The 17,780-nt window shown below is 37.7% G+C and carries 14 protein-coding genes and 1 pseudogene; 5 read left to right on the top strand and 10 right to left on the bottom strand.

Features of this window, described 5'->3' with window-relative positions:
- Positions 1 to 960 precede the first annotated feature (960 nt).
- On the top strand, positions 961 to 1,104 hold the full coding sequence (locus H7R46_RS19385; RefSeq protein ID WP_153565456.1) for a hypothetical protein: 144 nt from the start codon (positions 961 to 963) through the stop codon (positions 1,102 to 1,104).
- Between the two features lie 887 nt (positions 1,105 to 1,991).
- The gene (locus tag H7R46_RS19380) at positions 1,992 to 2,135 is read left to right on the top strand and encodes a hypothetical protein (RefSeq protein WP_153565456.1); all 144 of its coding nucleotides are present in this window, start codon (positions 1,992 to 1,994) and stop codon (positions 2,133 to 2,135) included.
- 1,071 nt (positions 2,136 to 3,206) lie between these two features.
- On the opposite strand, the gene H7R46_RS18755 is transcribed toward H7R46_RS19380, so the two are convergent.
- The 5 genes from H7R46_RS18755 to H7R46_RS18735 form a co-directional block, all read right to left on the bottom strand.
- Positions 3,207 to 4,472 (bottom strand): type II toxin-antitoxin system HipA family toxin, encoded by a 1,266-nt coding sequence (locus H7R46_RS18755; RefSeq protein ID WP_000934717.1) that lies wholly within the window; start codon positions 4,470 to 4,472, stop codon positions 3,207 to 3,209.
- Positions 4,472 to 4,777, bottom strand: a complete 306-nt coding sequence (locus tag H7R46_RS18750; protein WP_000366814.1) for a helix-turn-helix domain-containing protein — start codon at positions 4,775 to 4,777, stop codon at positions 4,472 to 4,474. The genes H7R46_RS18755 and H7R46_RS18750 overlap by 1 nt, the downstream gene beginning before the upstream one ends.
- A 919-nt stretch (positions 4,778 to 5,696) precedes the next feature.
- Positions 5,697 to 5,954, bottom strand: a complete 258-nt coding sequence (locus H7R46_RS18745) for a hypothetical protein (RefSeq protein ID WP_004726728.1) — start codon at positions 5,952 to 5,954, stop codon at positions 5,697 to 5,699.
- A 349-nt stretch (positions 5,955 to 6,303) separates the two neighbouring features.
- Positions 6,304 to 6,900: a putative adenosine monophosphate-protein transferase Fic gene (locus H7R46_RS18740; protein ID WP_004826955.1), complete on the bottom strand. Its 597-nt coding sequence runs from the start codon at positions 6,898 to 6,900 to the stop codon at positions 6,304 to 6,306.
- Positions 6,901 to 6,912: 12 nt separating this feature from the next.
- Positions 6,913 to 7,080, bottom strand: coding sequence for a YhfG family protein (locus tag H7R46_RS18735; RefSeq protein WP_002125865.1), 168 nt, complete (start codon positions 7,078 to 7,080; stop codon positions 6,913 to 6,915).
- Between the two features lie 274 nt (positions 7,081 to 7,354).
- Between H7R46_RS18735 and H7R46_RS18730 the strand changes: the two genes are divergently transcribed.
- The 3 genes from H7R46_RS18730 to H7R46_RS18720 are packed head-to-tail and all read left to right on the top strand — an operon-like array spanning position 7,355 to position 13,376.
- Entirely contained in the window at positions 7,355 to 7,819 is a 465-nt protein-coding gene (locus tag H7R46_RS18730) for a hypothetical protein (RefSeq protein ID WP_000911011.1), read from the top strand.
- A 12-nt stretch (positions 7,820 to 7,831) separates the two neighbouring features.
- Positions 7,832 to 10,171: a hypothetical protein gene (locus H7R46_RS18725; protein ID WP_002058482.1), complete on the top strand. Its 2,340-nt coding sequence runs from the start codon at positions 7,832 to 7,834 to the stop codon at positions 10,169 to 10,171.
- Positions 10,172 to 10,175: 4 nt separating this feature from the next.
- Positions 10,176 to 13,376: a site-specific integrase gene (locus H7R46_RS18720; protein WP_006582679.1), complete on the top strand. Its 3,201-nt coding sequence runs from the start codon at positions 10,176 to 10,178 to the stop codon at positions 13,374 to 13,376.
- 325 nt (positions 13,377 to 13,701) lie between these two features.
- Here H7R46_RS18720 and H7R46_RS18715 read toward each other — a convergent pair whose 3' ends face one another.
- The 5 genes and pseudogenes from H7R46_RS18715 to H7R46_RS18695 form a co-directional block, all read right to left on the bottom strand.
- Entirely contained in the window at positions 13,702 to 13,920 is a 219-nt protein-coding gene (locus H7R46_RS18715; RefSeq protein WP_000550047.1) for a hypothetical protein, read from the bottom strand.
- A gap of 4 nt (positions 13,921 to 13,924) precedes the next feature.
- Positions 13,925 to 15,220 (bottom strand): Y-family DNA polymerase, encoded by a 1,296-nt coding sequence (locus tag H7R46_RS18710; RefSeq protein WP_001190352.1) that lies wholly within the window; start codon positions 15,218 to 15,220, stop codon positions 13,925 to 13,927.
- 14 nt (positions 15,221 to 15,234) lie between these two features.
- Entirely contained in the window at positions 15,235 to 15,861 is a 627-nt protein-coding gene (locus H7R46_RS18705) for a LexA family protein (protein ID WP_000038641.1), read from the bottom strand.
- Positions 15,862 to 15,971: 110 nt separating this feature from the next.
- A pseudogene (locus tag H7R46_RS18700) lies at positions 15,972 to 16,472 on the bottom strand (SOS response-associated peptidase); the annotation flags it as partial.
- A gap of 42 nt (positions 16,473 to 16,514) precedes the next feature.
- Positions 16,515 to 17,680, bottom strand: a protein-coding gene (locus H7R46_RS18695; protein WP_085947548.1) for an IS3-like element ISAba21 family transposase whose coding sequence is annotated in 2 segments (ribosomal slippage) — positions 16,515 to 17,422 and positions 17,422 to 17,680 — 1,167 coding nt in all. Because the reading frame shifts where the segments join, the coding sequence is not laid out codon by codon here.
- Between the last annotated feature and the right edge of the window lie 100 nt (positions 17,681 to 17,780).

Raw genomic sequence — 17,780 nt, 5'->3', positions numbered from 1 at the left:
TAAAAGCTACATGATGGCCAGTACTGAGCACTGGCGATCTAAGTCAATGCTGCAGTTCTCATCATCATTGGAATAAGTGGACAAATTCCTGACATGGAAATTGCAGCGAGATTGGCTAAAGTTACTGCGCTGATTATCAGCCGAGATGTCGTTATTGATTATGCCTTATACGGAACTCCAGAATTAGCCCTCGTTGCGAACAACAAAGCCAGAAATCCTGCAGTTCCGCGGACGCTGATAAGTAGACAGATTCCTGACACGGAATACTATAACTTACATCACTTAAATAGGATGCATAAGTTATGCAAGTTACGCCACTTAAATAAGTTAAGGCGCTAAAGCGATAAAAGCTACATGATGGCCAGTACTGAGCACTGGCGATCTAAGTCAATGCTGCAGTTCTCATCATCATTGGAATAAGTGGACAGATTCCTGACACGGAATACTATAACTGAGGTCACCTAAATAGGATGCATAAGTTATGCAAGTTACGCCACTTAAATAAGTTAAGGCGCTAAAGCGATAAAAGCTACATGATAGCCAGTACTGAGCACTGGCGATCTAAGTCAATGCTGCAGTTCTCATCATCATTGGAATAAGTGGACAAATTCCTGACATGGAAATTGCAGCGAGATTGGCTAAAGTTACTGCACTGATTATCAGTCGAGATGTCGTTATTGATTATGCCTTATACGGAACTCCAGAATTAGCCCTCGTTGCGAACAACAAAGCCAGAAATCCTGCAGTTCCGCGGACGCTGATAAGTAGACAGATTCCTGACACGGAATACTATAACTTACATCACTTAAATAGGATGCGTAAGTTGTGTAAGTTACGCCACTTAAATAAGTTAAGGCGCTAAAGCGATAAAAGCTACATGATGGTCAGTACTGAGCACTGGCGATCTAAGTCAATGCTGCAGTTCTCATCATCATTGGAATAAGTGGACAAATTCCTGACATGGAAATTGCAGCGAGATTGGCTAAAGTTACTGCACTGATTATCAGTCGAGATGTCGTTATTGATTATGCCTTATACGGAACTCCAGAATTAGCCCTCGTTGCGAACAACAAAGCAGAAATCCTGCAGTTCCGCGGACGCTGATAAGTAGACAGATTCCTGACACGGAATACTATAACTGAGGTCACCTAAATAGGATGCATAAGTTGTGTAAGTTACGCCACTTAAATAAGTTAAGGCGCTAAAGCGATAAAAGCTACATGATGGCCAGTACTGAGCACTGGCGATCTAAGTCAATGCTGCAGTTCTCATCATCATTGGAATAAGTGGACAAATTCCTGACATGGAAATTGCAGCGAGATTGGCTAAAGTTACTGCGCTGATTATCAGCCGAGATGTCGTTATTGATTATGCCTTATACGGAACTCCAGAATTAGCCCTCGTTGCGAACAACAAAGCCAGAAATCCTGCAGTTCCGCGGACGCTGATAAGTAGACAGATTCCTGACACGGAATACTATAACTTACATCACTTAAATAGGATGCATAAGTTATGCAAGTTACGCCACTTAAATAAGTTAAGGCGCTAAAGCGATAAAAGCTACATGATGGCCAGTACTGAGCACTGGCGATCTAAGTCAATGCTGCAGTTCTCATCATCATTGGAATAAGTGGACAAATTCCTGACATGGAAATTGCAGCGAGATTGGCTAAAGTTACTGCACTGATTATCAGTCGAGATGTCGTTATTGATTATGCCTTATACGGAACTCCAGAATTAGCCCTCGTTGCGAACAACAAAGCCAGAAATCCTGCAGTTCCGCGGACGCTGATAAGTAGACAGATTCCTGACACGGAATACTATAACTTACATCACTTAAATAGGATGCGTAAGTTGTGTAAGTTACGCCACTTAAATAAGTTAAGGCGCTAAAGCGATAAAAGCTACATGATGGTCAGTACTGAGCACTGGCGATCTAAGTCAATGCTGCAGTTCTCATCATCATTGGAATAAGTGGACAAATTCCTGACATGGAAATTGCAGCGAGATTGGCTAAAGTTACTGCACTGATTATCAGTCGAGATGTCGTTATTGATTATGCCTTATACGGAACTCCAGAATTAGCCCTCGTTGCGAACAACAAAGCAGAAATCCTGCAGTTCCGCGGACGCTGATAAGTAGACAGATTCCTGACACGGAATACTATAACTGAGGTCACCTAAATAGGATGCATAAGTTGTGTAAGTTACGCCACTTAAATAAGTTAAGGCGCTAAAGCGATAAAAGCTACATGATGGCCAGTACTGAGCACTGGCGATCTAAGTCAATGCTGCAGTTCTCATCATCATTGGAATAAGTGGACAAATTCCTGACACGGAATACTATAACTGAGGTCACTTAAATGGGATGCATAAGTTATGTAAGTTACGCCACTTAAATGAGTTGAGGTGCTAAAGCGATAAAAGTGGCACTGTTGGAAATATAGATTTAAGTCGATGATTTTTCCTTTAAAAAAAGTACTTAAAGACGGCTTTGTTGCACAAAGCTGTTTGTAAGGTCTGATTCAGCAATATAATTTCCGAATGAAGAAGCCAGCAACTAAAATCTACCGTACAACGAATTGGTCCGCATATAAACTCAGTGCGAGAAACTTTCAGAGCCAAGTGAATGAGATAACACTAAATATAAAAAAATGGAAGAATAATTTACTAAGTTATTGTTTTTAAGTTGATCCTTGTTTTATATGGGGGTGATAATAACTTCTGATTACTAGTTTTTACCTTAAATATACCGATTGAAAGATTCATTTAAAGGCTATGAATACATGAGTTTTACAGTTTGGCTAGGTCAGCATGAGTACTTTTCACAAGATTTAAGATCGACCATGAACGTGATTAAGTTATAGGGGATTGATGAAATAGTTTTTATGAATTTCTGGCTTTCTGGGCTGATTTTATCAAATTCATGTCTATGCAAAATTGCGACATATTTCTCGTGCTGGTAGTTATCCAGAGTTTGGTCTGCATCTATCCATAGTGCAGACCTTTTTTTGGTGACAGTTTTTTCTTAGTGATTTTCGATCTGGATGTAGTGATTTCACGTTTGCAGAATATATCTTGGCGGTGATCCATCTAATATTCGTGATTATAAAGAGAGCTAATTCACAGGTTCTACAGATTATGTAGCGACTAACTATATCAAAGTCTATTTGCAGTTGATGGTTGGCGCTTAGTTTATATTTACGCTTAGGTTTCAGTTAAAAAATCAATATTCTGTTGAATCCGTGATTGAATCATCTGTAGGGTAGATTCTCGAATTTGATGGGGATACAGGCGCTGCGCAATTTGACTAAATTGAAGTGCAATTTCACGCATGGTCAAGATGATCTCATCGACTTCTAGAGTAGTCAGATTAGCTTCTGAAGTACCGAGTTTATGTATGTCATTTCGGGAAATATTGAGCGCTTCTCCCATAATGTCCATTTGATGATAACCACCTGGACCCTCGCAGAAGGTCACATCATAGGCTGGAGCCAATTTCCATTGACCATTTTTCTCCATGAGAAATGAAAAGTTCTTAGTATGGTCATCCCGATTATTGAAAAGCACATTAAACACAGCACGTTTAAAAGCATGCAATCTTTCTCGTACATCTTGCGTACACATCAAGGTTGCCCGGAGAAAATTGCGATAGTCTAGGCTACCTGGAACTTTATAGTCTGCTCCTGTATATGCAGCCAAACTCTGCATTGGAATCCGCATACCATTTTGACGATCGAATCGTTTAGAAGCAAAAGCCGTTAAACCATTGGGCAAATTAAAGAAATGGGTATCTGGAGTCTCAATTGCACAAAGTCGCAAACATTCTGCATAGACGGCTTCAATGGCGCAGACTTCAGGATGCTCTTGCTGAGCAGGAAACTTAATCAGCCAGGCTTCATGTTGATCAGAATCTTGAGTCGAAAACTCTAAATTGACAGGATCTCGGTAAACCAACGCTTTTGGTCTGGCACCTTGAGGGGAGCCACCCATGACCAATAAATGCTGTAGAAATTCACCACCTTCACCTTTGAGTACTTCTTGAACTTCCTGGGCCAGTTGTTGTAAAGGGATATTTTCTGAGGTTTGCATGTCAGCAACACAAGGTTCAAAGGAGAGGGCACCCATTGCGTGACTACTAATATAGGTCAGACGCTCCAAAGGTCCAATTCGTGCTGAATTTAAGCCAATTTTTTTGAAATATCGATCCATCAACATCATGCCCCAACCATCTGGTAAAGCGTCATAGACTGGACCTGGGAGTCCCATTTGATGAGTAGGAAAACCTTGTCTGAATGGTAGACCTTTTAAAGGCAGCAAGTAAGAAGAGAGCTCAACACCTTGCTGTATTGCTTCTGGACTATATTCAAAAGCAATGGTGGGTCTACCTGTCGTGGCTGTTGAACTAATCAGCGTTCCCCATAACCATGATTCGCCCCAACCGTTGTAATAAACATTAAGTCTATTGAGCATTATCCCTTCCTCTTAATACGGTGGCGCTTACTTTGACTCTCATAGCGAAGAATGTCATTCACACTGTTAAGCTGAGGTTTAAATAGTTCCTGAAGTTCGTTTAATCGACCCAAGACCATTGCAATACGGACTAAATTTTCAACAGATACATTTCGTCCCGCTTCAAGATTCGAAACTGTATTCACGCCGACACCAGCGCGTGCTGCTACCTCAGCTTGAGACATCTCCAGAAAGAGTCGTTGCTTACGTAAACGCTCACCTAAAAGAGTCACAACTTCTTCTGGTTTAGTGAAATATAAATCCATTAAATTGGGTCTTAAGAATGAATAATTTAATTAAATCACAAAATAATGGAATTAATCTATAGCTATAGTGTGGCTAAGGAGGGCTTTGTTGCACAGCACATCAGAAGGGTAGGTATAGTCCTTGGGTATCGGTTACAGAAAATCATCAGGATGTACTTTGACTGATTGTTGATACGGAGATTTCAGTATTTTCATTTTTCCTAATAGGTCACATTACTTAGAAAGGGTTCTTCGAAAATTAGTTCATACTTTAAAAATCCTATAAATATTGAGGATATTTTCTTAATGCTTTCAATATAGCATGCGGCTATATGTAACTCGAACGGGCTTAATCTGCCTTTCAGTATAAATTTTTTGGGCGTGAGAGGGGAGAGGTGTGAGGGCAAGCAATTTATATCGTGGATACTTCTAAATTACTTATGTAATAGAAGGTGGTAAACATGGATTTAGAGGTAATAACACTAAATATAAAAAAATTGGAAGAATAATTTATTAAATTATTGTTTTTATGTGGTTATTGGTGATGTTATGAATAATAATAACTTTTTCTTGATGAATTTTACCTAAAAAAATTGATCAGATAATTTTCTTTAAATGTCATGCATACATAAATTTGACAGTTTGAAGGGATCGGTATGTGCATTTTTCACAAGGTTAAAGATCGACCATAAATGTGATAAACGGCAGAGGATCATTGAAAAATGAATGGATTTAAACACTACATGTATGCACGAAAAAAAGTATCGCTGCGGTTCTGCTGACAGGCTGTATTGAGCATTGAATGCAAATGATGTAGTAATTGTCTACAGGCTATAGGACCAGCATGAAGAAGAATGAAATGTAGTTGCCAATTTATAACCTTGGTTGAAAAGCATAGCATTGTTATTCGGAGAAGTGAGGTAAGCCATCCTTCTCTTATTCATTTAAAATGATTCTTACTCAACTGATCTCGACTCATGGGCTGGTTCCAATTAGACGGATAATAACTTCCATCCCCTATCTTTTTCTTACCACATTTCTTGCATTTAATCCCTTCTTTGGAGATTTGATTCAGCATCACTGTTGTCGGTTGAATCAAATCAATGACATAGTTCGTTGGTTCAGGAAAAGCAGAAGAGGCTGCTTTATTGCAAAAGAGAACATTCGGATCAAATGGATTGGATTGCACAAAAGCCATGATACAGCCACAGAGTAATTCACCTGCATGTAATCTGTAACATCCATTCAGGTCATCAGACGAAGATTAATCTGAAATTTAAGCACTAAACGCCATAAATCTATGTATGGGCAGACTTTTTTGAGACATATGTTGATAAACATGCGGCAAGTTACATTGCTTAAAAGTCTATCTAAGTTAACGATCTATTCAATTCTGGATAAGTAATCTGAATATTACGATCCTAAATTACCCGAAGAGTATTAAGATTTCTAAGAATCGTGATTGTTGGTTTATTTGGGAAATTAATCAGTGGATTGAAGCAAAGATGATGGCTCATTAAGGATTGTGGGCTTCGACTACTTAAATTTTAGGTATTTTGAATAAAGCATATTTCAAAAATCTTAATTAATGGATTTAAATTACCATAAAAACCTTCAATATTGGCTTGAATCCATTGTTGTTGAGAGTCAATGCGAGACCAATCAATACCATAACCACAATGAGCAATCAGATGCTCAAAGAAAATCCGTTGTGTACGTCCATTACCTTCACGGAATGGGTGTATGACATTAAGCTCACAATACAAGTCGGCAAGTTGAGGAATCAGTTGTTGTGGTGCTAAGCCTTGAAAGTATTTTTTTTCTTGAAGCGTTTTGAGTAGTTTATTGGTTTCAATTTCAATACGGGAAAAATTACAAAAACGGGTGTCACCTTTGGAAATATCGATTTGTCTTAACTTTCCTGCCCAGTCGTATAAGTCGCCAAAGAGCTGCGCATGAATTGATTTTAAGTATTGTAAGTCGTAAGGTGGTTCAGCATATTCAATTAAGTTACTTGCCAATCCAGACAGTTCTAGTTCAGCTTGTTCTAAAATTTGTTCATCATGAATATTGAGTTTGTTCTTTAGGATATTTGTGCCAGGGTAACAATACAGGCTGTCACCCATTTCCCCATATTTATCCATACATGCACCTGACTAAGTTTCGGGTTGCGAATACTTCTTATATTTTTGCAAGATTTCAGCTTTACTTTGTTGAGTTGTTTGAGCTGTCGTTGTAATGCCTTCAAGCTTTAGGCTGGCTTGATAGTTTTGCGCACGTGTCGCTTGAATATATTTTTTTTTCTGTTCAGTGGTTCTGAGCATTTCGAAACTCCATTGATGCTACACGTGAAGTAAGTATAGCAGAGAATCTTTTTGATCAATGCTGCATACACAGCATTTCAAAATGTAATACAACGGTATTGTTTCATGTAATAACAGAAAACTAAAAAAAAGTGGAAGAATTTTTAAAATTTAGACCACCCATGATAAGTAAACCATATGTATTTGTTGATAATTGTAATTTTGAGAAAATTTAGTTGATAAATTAAATGAATTTTAATATACAAAGATATGCTCATTTTTTATATCGATAAAAATGTTAAAATTTGACTATTTAGTAAAAAATATAGAGATATTTATGGGGCAATTTATCATGCCCTTTTGCTTTGAGCGACAAAATGTTCAATTTAAGATAGTAAAAATTAACTCAGAACTACTGAAAATCAAAAAGATTAAACAGAGCCAGAAAGTAGTAGTACAAGCAAAGTTCAAAATAATCTATGTGAAAATTTGGCAAAAAATATTGCTATTAATGCAAACGGAGCCATGCTTACGTGTACATTCTAATTATGTTGCAATCTTACAGTTGATACATAATCTTGATGATTTTATCGAAAAATCACAGCAACACTTGTGCTTTGAGAGAAAAGCTCAGAAAGAGCTGGATGCTAAATTTTTTGCTAGATTTTTTAAGCTGACAAAGAGTTCAATAAAAGATCAACTTTTACCAAATTGTTCAGATCGTAATGAATTTAACCAATGCAATTTGATAAAAAATTAAGCGAAAGCGAATATGCCAAAGATTGAAACAGAAGAGCAATTCTTAGATTTAGCAGAAAAATTCCAAAAAGATTATTGTTTATTACGCAATCATGTTGTGAATACACAATTTGTCGATCTATCAGATGATTTACGTGAAAAAGCCCATGCTCTATATAAGGAAGCACAACAGATATATGGCTATATATCTAGTTCTAGACAATTAGGTAAATATTATTATCTAGCTTCTTTAAGTTATTTTGCATGCCCGACTACTAGTAATACTCAAGAGCTGTCGTCTGAACGTTATTTGATTCTACAAGCGAGTTTTTTAACATATCGGCAGTATCAAGAATTTGCAAAAATTGATAAAGCTGAGAATAAGCAAAAACATGTTTGTGATCTCTTTCGCTATGTATCACGATATGTTCTGGATTCTAATCATGCTGAATTATTTCAAGAATGCAGTGAGCTACTAAATCGCTATGTCATGTACGAACGTAACTTGAAAAAGGAGGATCGTAATCAACTTTTTAATATTAAAGATTTCAAACAAGTACAAGCCATAGAGTATTTATCGGCTCTATTAATAATTTTTAAAAGACTTGATGATCGTCGTGTTGTTCATCGTCAGCGTAAGTCAAAAAAAAGTAAAGTTTTGCAATGGCCGACGAAAAATGAACTCAAAAAATTTCGTGAAATTAAAACGGGTAAGCAAGTAGATATTGGACATAACGCAAAGATCAGTATTTATGATGCCGCTCTTCACAAAGATGAAGAGGGTGAAGTTGATCTATTAGATCCTGAAATGGAGTTTTATTCAGAAGATGAAAAGTCTAAAAATTTAAATTATATACTCAGCGATAATGCGACGCATCTAATGCGGCATCGCCAGCGCCGTCATGCTCCTTTTGTTACAAATCCACATTATTTGGCGCCAGATATACTGAAGCAAATTGTTTATGTGTTGAGAACCGAGTTATCCGGGCACTGGAGGGATGCTGCAATCGCTGCAGCATGTTTATTGTCACTTTTGACGGGATTATCACCCGTCGCACTGATGGATTTTAACGAGCTTATTCAAGATGGAATTTTGATCCAGAATGGTTCAAGTAGACGTCGCGAATATTTACTCAAATTAAATCTTAAAATTACAGAGCAGAAGATTAAGAGCTTAAATCATGTGCGGTGGAATGAAGTGATGACACATCAACTACATTTACCTTCTGCTTGGTTTGACTATATAGAACAAGCATCGAATCCACTAATTTCATCAACACACATTAATACGAAACTTAAGAATTGGCTTGATAATCGGTTTGTAGGTTCGATCACTGTAGAAAAACTGCAGGCTCAATTATATTTTCATATATATTATGAAACATATAATGAATATCTTGCTCATGTAATTGCTGGGCGGGATAGTCAGCATCACATGCCTGGTATCTATTATGGCGGGCTACCGAAAACTCAACTCAGTAGCACATATCTAGCCTTTTTAGAAAAAGCACTTACACCACATTCCACACATTTTACTGAAGACACGGCTGAACTAAAAATATTGCAACAACAATTCAAAGTGCAATCTGCATTATCTATAGGAAGGATAGGGAGCCAACTGGCACTTGAACCCAATTTTGTGAAAGAGCAATTCCATATTTTACATAGACATTGTCACGAAAACATCCAAGAAGATAAGCACATTATTAATCAACTTAATGCATATGCGTGTTGGATGTGGCATATCAGTTTGTTGAGTTTGGCAAGTCGGCCTAAAAAAAACCTGTTGGGGAATTTGGATGATTATTGTGTTGAGCTCAAGCTTTTATATGTGAATGATAAAAAAAATAGTAAAGCAAGAAAAGATGGTCGTTTTATCCCTTTATCTGATTTTTTCATAAAAACACTGCAAAATTACACTGCCTTTTTAGAACAAATTATTGAAGCGTACGGTTCATTTTTTAGACAAGTCTTTGCAAAGAAGAAGATAACTGTAAATGATCTTTTTGGTAAGGTCATTTTTAGTAAAGATATCTTGCCGATAACTGTCAAAGAATGGCAGAGCAGGAAAATTAAGTTAATCCCTTTATCGAGAAAATGGGTGAATTCATATATGCAAGGAGTCTTTCCAAAGAATATGTATTCGAATTGGTTACGTCATTTTGACATGAACTTTTTGATGCATGAGCAGCAAGAGGGTAAACCAGCATTAGCTTTTCACTTAATTCAGGCCCTGTATGGTCATGACCAACGTGACCGAGAGGCTTTTCATCCGCATTCTTCACTTATCCCGAATGTCTATGTACAGCAAGCCCGCCAGCAATTGCAAGATAATGTCAAATCTTTATCGATTAAACACTTAGAGCGAAAATAGTTGTATGCAAAAAATCAAAGAACTAATAAAACCACAACTAGATGATCTATTTGTTGATATTCATAAAATGGTGAAAAAGTCGCTAGATAGACAGCCTTCTCCACCTGAAGTATTGACGAAAGAAATGCAGCAAAAACTTGATCAGCAGATCGCTGAAAAATGGCATGACATTAAAGATAGTGTTGATTGTTTGAGTCAAAAGTTGAGCCGAGACGAACAATCAAAACTGATGCAATTTACTGAAGATGAATTTAATAAAAGAAGGAAGCAATTCAACCAGAATGTAGATAAAAAATCATACAGAATTAAGCTAAATCCACATACTAAACGGATCGTACTGCCTAGAAAAATTGAGAGTACAGAGTCACGGTTAGAACAGGGGCATCTACATATCCATGTACTTAAGGAATTAAGGCAGTATTGGCAAGATTCATTTGAATATTGGAATGAACCAAAGTACTTATGGGGAAATTTATGCTTAAGTTTTATATATATTTCAGGCTGTGCAGATGAACAGCATTTGATTGCTATTCAGAAGCAATTGCAGGAGGCCATTGAGCTTGGTACAGATCTGAATTGTTTTCGGTTATACCATTCGGACTACAAAAAAATCACTAATCCATTGTTACTACATTATCGTGTTGAAAACTCTCAATATGGCAACGATGTAGAACAGGGAAAGTTGTACCAATGGAAACATGTTTTTTTTAACCCATATGCGCAGTTCATTTTGCAATATTTAAAAAAGTTGAAAGCTACTCAGAAAGAATTTTGTCTGCAACATTCAGTTGAAGATTGTATTTTAGAAAGCTTGAGTAAGATAGGCAGGAAAAAAAGTCTTGGGGATCTGCAATATCAAATTAAACGCCGTGGATTTCGTGCATTTAATGATGTGCAAATGGTACTCGAATTTAATCCAAACCTCAGCATAGATATATTTTTGAGTAATGTGCTTCAGCAAGAGATTAATACTGTTGCTTTAAGGCCATCCGAATTTAGATTGCTGTGGAATAATGATTACAATCAAGTCACAGAACCAGATAATCGCCCTATTCATTTTGAACAAGAGCAGTTACTTCCTGAAGTTCCGACTGTTCAAAGCAAATTACAAACGATTCCGTATGAGTTGATGTTGTTTGGTCAAAAGAAACGTAAAGGTCAAAAAGTTGAGCGTTTAGATAAAAAGAGGAATAAAGAAGAACGCACGCTACGTTTTTGGCAAGAAACTAGAAGGGTGTTAGAGGAGAAGATAGTTGATGCTAATACAGAGGAAAAGTCTTTAATTGATGCTCAACTACGCTTAATTCACTGGTTAATGCATTTAAAAAAACGAGGGCTTCAATTATCAACTATTGAAAGCTACTTAGGATCGTTTGGCAAAGAATTTATATTTGAGATTTGGCTCAATAAATTAGATTTAAAGCAACAATCCATAGATGACTATGAGGATTTATATCGGCAGCTATTGAAATACAGCAGTGAACGTGATGAAAAAGCAGTTCAACGAGATTCGGTGAAAGGAAAAACCTCTCGTAAGATGCACCAAAGCGCAGAATACCGTTTTGGTCGCCTAAAAGATTTTCATCAATTCTGTATAGAGAATTATGATGCTCCAGGGGTATTGGTGCTACAGAATTCAAGTTTTAAGCATTTACAAATTTGCAATGCACGGCTAGTGAGTCCTTTGCTATTTGGCAAATTATTGGAAAAACTAGAAAATTTAAGTCAAGAGCCAACGGCATCAGAGTGGGTCGATCATCTGAGTTGTTTAAAGCTGATGTATTTACTAAGTTATAGAACTGGACTTCGATTAAATGAAGTTCGTTGTCTTAAAATACAAGATATTATTTGCCCAGAGCTACTTTATAAAGAAAAAGAAAATACAGTTTTTAATAATATCACGCTTCATATCCAAGACAATTCATATCGCCGTCTGAAAACGCGAAGTGCGAATCGTCAAATACCATTGAAAATTGCATTGTCAGAACATGAGTTTTTAGTAGTACAACGTTACATACAACATCGTTATGAGCAATATTTGGTTAATCAGCAGGATGATCTACTTTTTAGTGTGAATCATCGTGTATTAACTGATCAATGTATCAGCAAAATTACAGTAGATTTGTTTAGTCAAATATTAGGTATGCATCATGGCTTTAGTTTTCATACATTACGCCACAGTGCTGCTAACTATCTAGCAATAACTTTGCTCGGTTCAAAAGAAATGATCAAGACCTACACAGATTGTCCTTGGGTAAAAGCAAAAAAGATGAGGGATTTATTGTTTGGTATGAAAGCACGTGCTCAAGAAGAGATTATTCAACATAAATGGCAGGTGCTCGCCTCTTGGATGGGGCATAGCAGTATTGAGCAAACGGCTTCAAATTACCTTCATGTTTTGGATTTATTAGCAGTCGATCGAATTTATAATTCGCCGTGTATCATTTCAAAAAAAGTATTAGAACAGTGTTTTAGTCCAGTGAAGTCAAGTACAGACTACATAAACCTAAATCGTTATACTCAGCAGCAGAAATGGTTTAATTCTTATCAGCAAACACAGCCAGTTACGATGGCTGGCCGACAAGAAAAGAAGTTTAGTATAGAGAAGAGTACTCTGACACCTTTTCAACGTTTGATAAGTTTTAGAGAAGGTCGTTTAAGCGAAGATACCCAAGCTCAAGAATGGATGCAACGATGTCAATGGATGAGCACTAAATGGATGGATCGCCAAAAATTTAATTTAAAAACGAATTATGTTTATAGTAAGAATTTAGAAGAGAGTTGGTTTGATGAACTTTACGAAAAGGCTAAAAAACTGACTCGTCCAGATGAAATAATTCCTCTCCTTGATTTTCATTATAAAGATGATAGGCAGCAAGATGCACTGAAAGAAAAGAACATGGTTAAGGCGCTTAAAATATTATTATTATTTGGAAAACTGCGTAAGAATTTTCTACATTTTCAATGCCGAATGAAAGGTGATGAGCAACAAATTGTTAATTTTATTACTGGTATAGAGCCAATGTTAGGAGATCATCTGTATTTAGAAAAACAAAACTACCCAGTTAATTTGGATGCTCCTGAGCGAACCGTTAAATTTAGTTTTCAAAGAGTTGTCGGCTCTAACAAAAAAAATGTTACTCCGCTGGTTATATTTAATTTAATGTTAAAAATGATGCAAAAAGATGAACTCTGGTTGAAATAGCCTAAGCAAACTAAAAGGGGAATTGTTTAAAAATCTCTCTGGTTATAAGTAAACTGTCTTTATGAAAAGCATCATACTAACTTTGATTCATAATAAAGGGAATTTAAAAGCTTTAGCATCACAATTTGGTCACTGGATTTTAGACAATAGTGTAAAGATTAGCACTTTGGTAAATCGATGAGCTAAAGTGTTGTAGTCCAAACTCGATCTGACAATTACCCATTTTTTAGTGTGCCCGTCAGGTTAAATTTGAACTGAATTTTTCTCAGCCCAAATTCATTTCCAATCAAGTTATGTTTCAAGTGGCGTGCGAACACTGCACAATTTAATTCACGGTGCCTAAGACAGGTATCAACTTCGGACCAGCCATTCTAGCTTTGCTAATGATTTCCACCAGCTCATCATAAGTCAGTTCAAACTTATCCTCACTATCAAATACATAGACCATATTCTTGCCTTCATGTTCAGGTGGAGTAGGTGGTACAAATCGTTTCGGGATAAGAATTTGTGCGAGTTGTTCGTCAGTTAATTTAAATAAGTGCATGTTTTTATCCTACTCTTGGTAAGTCAGACCATTTGGTTAAATACGAAGGTGATCTAAGGTTTTGATTCATGTGCCATGTGGCTTCTTTATTGTTGGCAATGCCTAGCGTGACGAGATTCTTCCCAAACCGTTCACTGATGGCTTCGATGGCATCTGAAAGCCTTTCTCGCTCTTGCTTATGTGAATAGTCCGTGAATAGATCGGGCACAAACTTGGATTGATCTGTAATTTCGAGCAGCACGATTCCCGCCTTTTTATACTTAAAGCCTTTCTTAAATATCTGATCGATGCCTTTCATCGCGGCCTTGGTGATGAGCAGTAGATCATCCGTATGCTCATGCATTTGAACGACGATGTAAGGCGAGTAGCGCTCTGTCTTATCAAAGCGACTGGTTTGGATATACACGCCGATCATCTTGCAGATTGAGCCATCTTCCCGCATTCGTTTCACGGCTCTGGCCACATAAAGCCGAACCGAAGCTTTAATGTCATCCATTTCATACACTGGGTTGCCATATGAACGGCTGCTGATGATTTGCTTCTTCGCTACAGTATCATCACTAAGGTCAATACAAGAAAGGCCCTGTAGCTCAAGCACCGTCTTTTCCATCACGATACTAAACTGCTTTTTGATTTCTTTAGGATTGGCATTGATCAGATCCAGCACAGATTGAACACCCATAGTATTGAGCTTCTTACAGTTCTGTCTGCCTACGCCCCAAACCTCAGACACATCAACCTGCGCGAGTAGCGTTTCTGTAGAGCATGGGTCCATATGGGCCAGATTACAGACCCCATTGAAGAACTTGTTTTTCTTGGCGAGATGATTGGCAATCTTGGCTTCGGTTTTAGAGCGACCAATTCCAATACAGCAGGGTAGGCCTAACCAACGCCAAGCCTTAGCCCTCATGTCTTGAGCATATACAGTCAGGTCAAATAGATGCTCGTAAGCTGTGAGCTTCAGAAAGCATTCATCAATGGAATAGACCTCTTGATCTCCTGGTGCAACATAGTCCCCAAGCAGCTCCATAAAGCGCTTGGACATTTCGCCATATAAGGAGAAATTACTGGATAGCACCTGAATGTTATGTTGTTTGATCAGCTCTTTAATTTGGAATACAGGAACACCCATCTTGATGCCTAAGTCTTTCGCTTCCTGGCTTCTGGCCACGGCACAGCCGTCATTGTTGCTGAGCACAATGGTTGGGCGATCATTCAAGGCAGGATTAAACACACGCTCACACGAGACGTAGCAATTATTCACGTCGACTAACGCGAATATTTCATTTTCACTTTGCATGGTTATTCTTCTTTTTATGAGCGGTGATAAATACGCTTTAAATTAAAAGTCACCACACCCCAGATTGATATGGTCTGACTATCATCAGGAATGATGTGATTGTAATTCGAATTTTCAGCCTTCAACCAAAGTTCTGGAAGCGGATAATCTTCATCTCCAAATATTTCTTTGATTTCAGACTTGGACATCTTATTGGTGATCATCAGCCGCTTAATGGTTGAGGCATTGTCATCAATCAGGGCAACCACGATATCGTAATGCTTGGCTTCAATACTGCGATCAATAATGATTGGATCATTAATCTCTAGGCCAGCATCGAGCATGGATTCACTGTCTACATAGGCAATAAAAGTAGAAATAGGGTTGTGAATCAGGAACTCATTCAGATCGAGTGCTTTGTCTTGCTCATCCTTGGTGCTGAAGGCCGGACCTGCAGGAATACGCTCTAAAGAGACGGGAATAGATACTTTGGATTTGGGTAGGACAGCAGTAAGCCCTAATTTTTCAACAAGCTCATTTTGAACAGCGATTTGTTCAAGCACGGTGTTGATGGTAGGACTTGGTTTACCCTCTGGACCCATGAGCTCTTGTAAAGATGACCATGCGTCGTCAGAGAAGTAAATAGGCAACTTCTTAGACATGAGATACTCCTACGCTACGAGGCGTGTTTGGAAGTAGAATTTGTTTAAATAGGATATTACTAACAGCGTTTAAAATTCAAATTTAAAAAGTTGTGGATAAACAAGGATGCTCAGAATAAGACGTTTTGTTTCTGCTCATCGCGTGGAAATGTGACGAATTCATCGGGCATTTGAAAGAAATATTCATGCGCATGTTCATGATCGGCTGTTAGCCAGTCTTTTCTGTACTGTTCTGGAATAACGATGATGGATCGCTTCTCATCCTTCGGTGCATGGAATTGTTTCATAAAAGGGTGATGGTCCGAATTGATGGTCAACATTGAAAAGGAACGTACCTTATTGCCATTAATCACTGCATCATCATAGATCCCTGCAACAGTAAAAGGCTGATCATCTTTACGCTTGATGGTGTACCAGTGTGGCTTGCCATTGATGTATTTCGGCTCATAAAATTCTTGTACTGGGACTAGGCAGAACTTGCTGTACTTCCAAGCATGTCGAAAGCTAGGCTTATCTGCTACAGACTCAGTTCTGGCGTTATAAGTATGACTGCTGAACTTCAATTCTTTCGCCCAGCTCGGTAGTAATCCAAACTTTGCAATATCAAGCTCTGATATGTGCTGAATTAGCAGGAGACTTTCACTTGGGATATGCTAGGCAGCTAACCGATAAAAGTTCTCTGCTATTTGATTTGGCGTTTTAAAATCCAAACTCTTTTGAATTCTTCGCTGATTATAAAATAACACAATGTATTCTGTAATATCTGCTTTAGCTTCATCTCTGGTTTTATAGTTGCAATGATGCACTAATTCATTCTTGAGTATGCCCCAGAAACTTTCAATCGGTGCATTATCGTAACAGTCCCCACGTTTGCTCATTGAACCTTGAAAATCACATTTTTCCAGTATCTTTCGATATTCATGGCTGCAATATTGGCTGCCTCTGTCCGAATGAATAATTAAGCCTTTCGTTGGTTTTTGATTACGAATCGCCATAGTCAGTGCATTGCAAACAAGTTGTGCGGTCATACGCTCATTTAAGCTATAGCCAACCACTTGTTTCGTGTACAGGTCTTTTACTGCTGCCAAGTATAACCAACCTTCAGCAGTCCAAATGTATGTAATATCGCTTGACCATGCAAGATTGGGCTTAGTCATTGAAAACTGTTGCTCTAGTAAATTTGCGTAGATCGCTCGATTATGATCACTCTTCGTAGTTCTTTTGAAACGCTTATGACGCTTACAATACAGCTGGTTGAGCTTTTTTATTTGACGTACAGCATACGTACTGATTTTGATACCTTGCGCTTGTAAATGCTTAGTTAATCGAATATAGCCATAGCTTTGTTTAGTTTCCTCATGAGCTATTTTGACCAAAATTGTCTGTTGATTTCGCTGAACCAATCTTTTATTCATGCCTCGTTTTAGCCAATCATAAAATCGTGACACTGAAACGTGAAGTAATCTAGCCATAAAGCTAATCGGGAATAAATATCTTTGCTGTTTCATATAGGCGTACCTTACTGACTTTCTTTCGCAAAGTACGCTGCTGCCTTTTTTAGAAATTCACGTTCCATTTCAGCTGTTTTGAGCTGTTGTTTGAGCTTTTTATTTTCTTCGAGTAAGGCATTTAGATCAGGTGAATATTGTTTAGTGCCTGCTAAGGTGCCAGTCTTTGCTTTATTATTCCAATTTGAAAGAGTTTGCATTGAAATGCCAAGTTGTCTGGCTGTTTCCGATACATTGCCTTGATTGGCTTCAATCAATTTTATTGCTTCAACTTTAAATTCTGCGGTGTAAGTCTTCTGTTTCTTGCTCATGGTAAACTCCTGATGAGTGTCTATAGTTTACCAAGTTAAAACCTCCTGTTTTCTCAGCACACATCAGGAGACTACCTGTCAGAATTAACAGGTATGGTTA

Origin of the sequence: Acinetobacter sp. BEC1-S18-ESBL-01 (assembly GCF_014169935.1) — a bacterium.
Classification (GTDB): domain Bacteria; phylum Pseudomonadota; class Gammaproteobacteria; order Pseudomonadales; family Moraxellaceae; genus Acinetobacter; species Acinetobacter pittii.
This window is presented reverse-complemented; position numbering and strand designations above follow the sequence as displayed.

Excerpts from the sequence above, each read along its gene's own strand:
- H7R46_RS19385 (WP_153565456.1), top strand. The coding sequence starts at position 961 with ATGGAAATTGCAGCGAGATTGGCTAAAGTTACTGCACTGATTATCAGT.
- H7R46_RS19380 (WP_153565456.1), top strand. The coding sequence starts at position 1,992 with ATGGAAATTGCAGCGAGATTGGCTAAAGTTACTGCACTGATTATCAGT.
- H7R46_RS18755 (WP_000934717.1), bottom strand. The coding sequence starts at position 4,472 with ATGCTCAATAGACTTAATGTTTATTACAACGGTTGGGGCGAATCATGG.
- H7R46_RS18750 (WP_000366814.1), bottom strand. The coding sequence starts at position 4,777 with ATGGATTTATATTTCACTAAACCAGAAGAAGTTGTGACTCTTTTAGGT.
- H7R46_RS18745 (WP_004726728.1), bottom strand. The coding sequence starts at position 5,954 with ATGGCTTTTGTGCAATCCAATCCATTTGATCCGAATGTTCTCTTTTGC.
- H7R46_RS18740 (WP_004826955.1), bottom strand. The coding sequence starts at position 6,900 with ATGGATAAATATGGGGAAATGGGTGACAGCCTGTATTGTTACCCTGGC.
- H7R46_RS18735 (WP_002125865.1), bottom strand. The coding sequence starts at position 7,080 with ATGCTCAGAACCACTGAACAGAAAAAAAAATATATTCAAGCGACACGT.
- H7R46_RS18730 (WP_000911011.1), top strand. The coding sequence starts at position 7,355 with ATGTTAAAATTTGACTATTTAGTAAAAAATATAGAGATATTTATGGGG.
- H7R46_RS18725 (WP_002058482.1), top strand. The coding sequence starts at position 7,832 with ATGCCAAAGATTGAAACAGAAGAGCAATTCTTAGATTTAGCAGAAAAA.
- H7R46_RS18720 (WP_006582679.1), top strand. The coding sequence starts at position 10,176 with ATGCAAAAAATCAAAGAACTAATAAAACCACAACTAGATGATCTATTT.
- H7R46_RS18715 (WP_000550047.1), bottom strand. The coding sequence starts at position 13,920 with ATGCACTTATTTAAATTAACTGACGAACAACTCGCACAAATTCTTATC.
- H7R46_RS18710 (WP_001190352.1), bottom strand. The coding sequence starts at position 15,220 with ATGCAAAGTGAAAATGAAATATTCGCGTTAGTCGACGTGAATAATTGC.
- H7R46_RS18705 (WP_000038641.1), bottom strand. The coding sequence starts at position 15,861 with ATGTCTAAGAAGTTGCCTATTTACTTCTCTGACGACGCATGGTCATCT.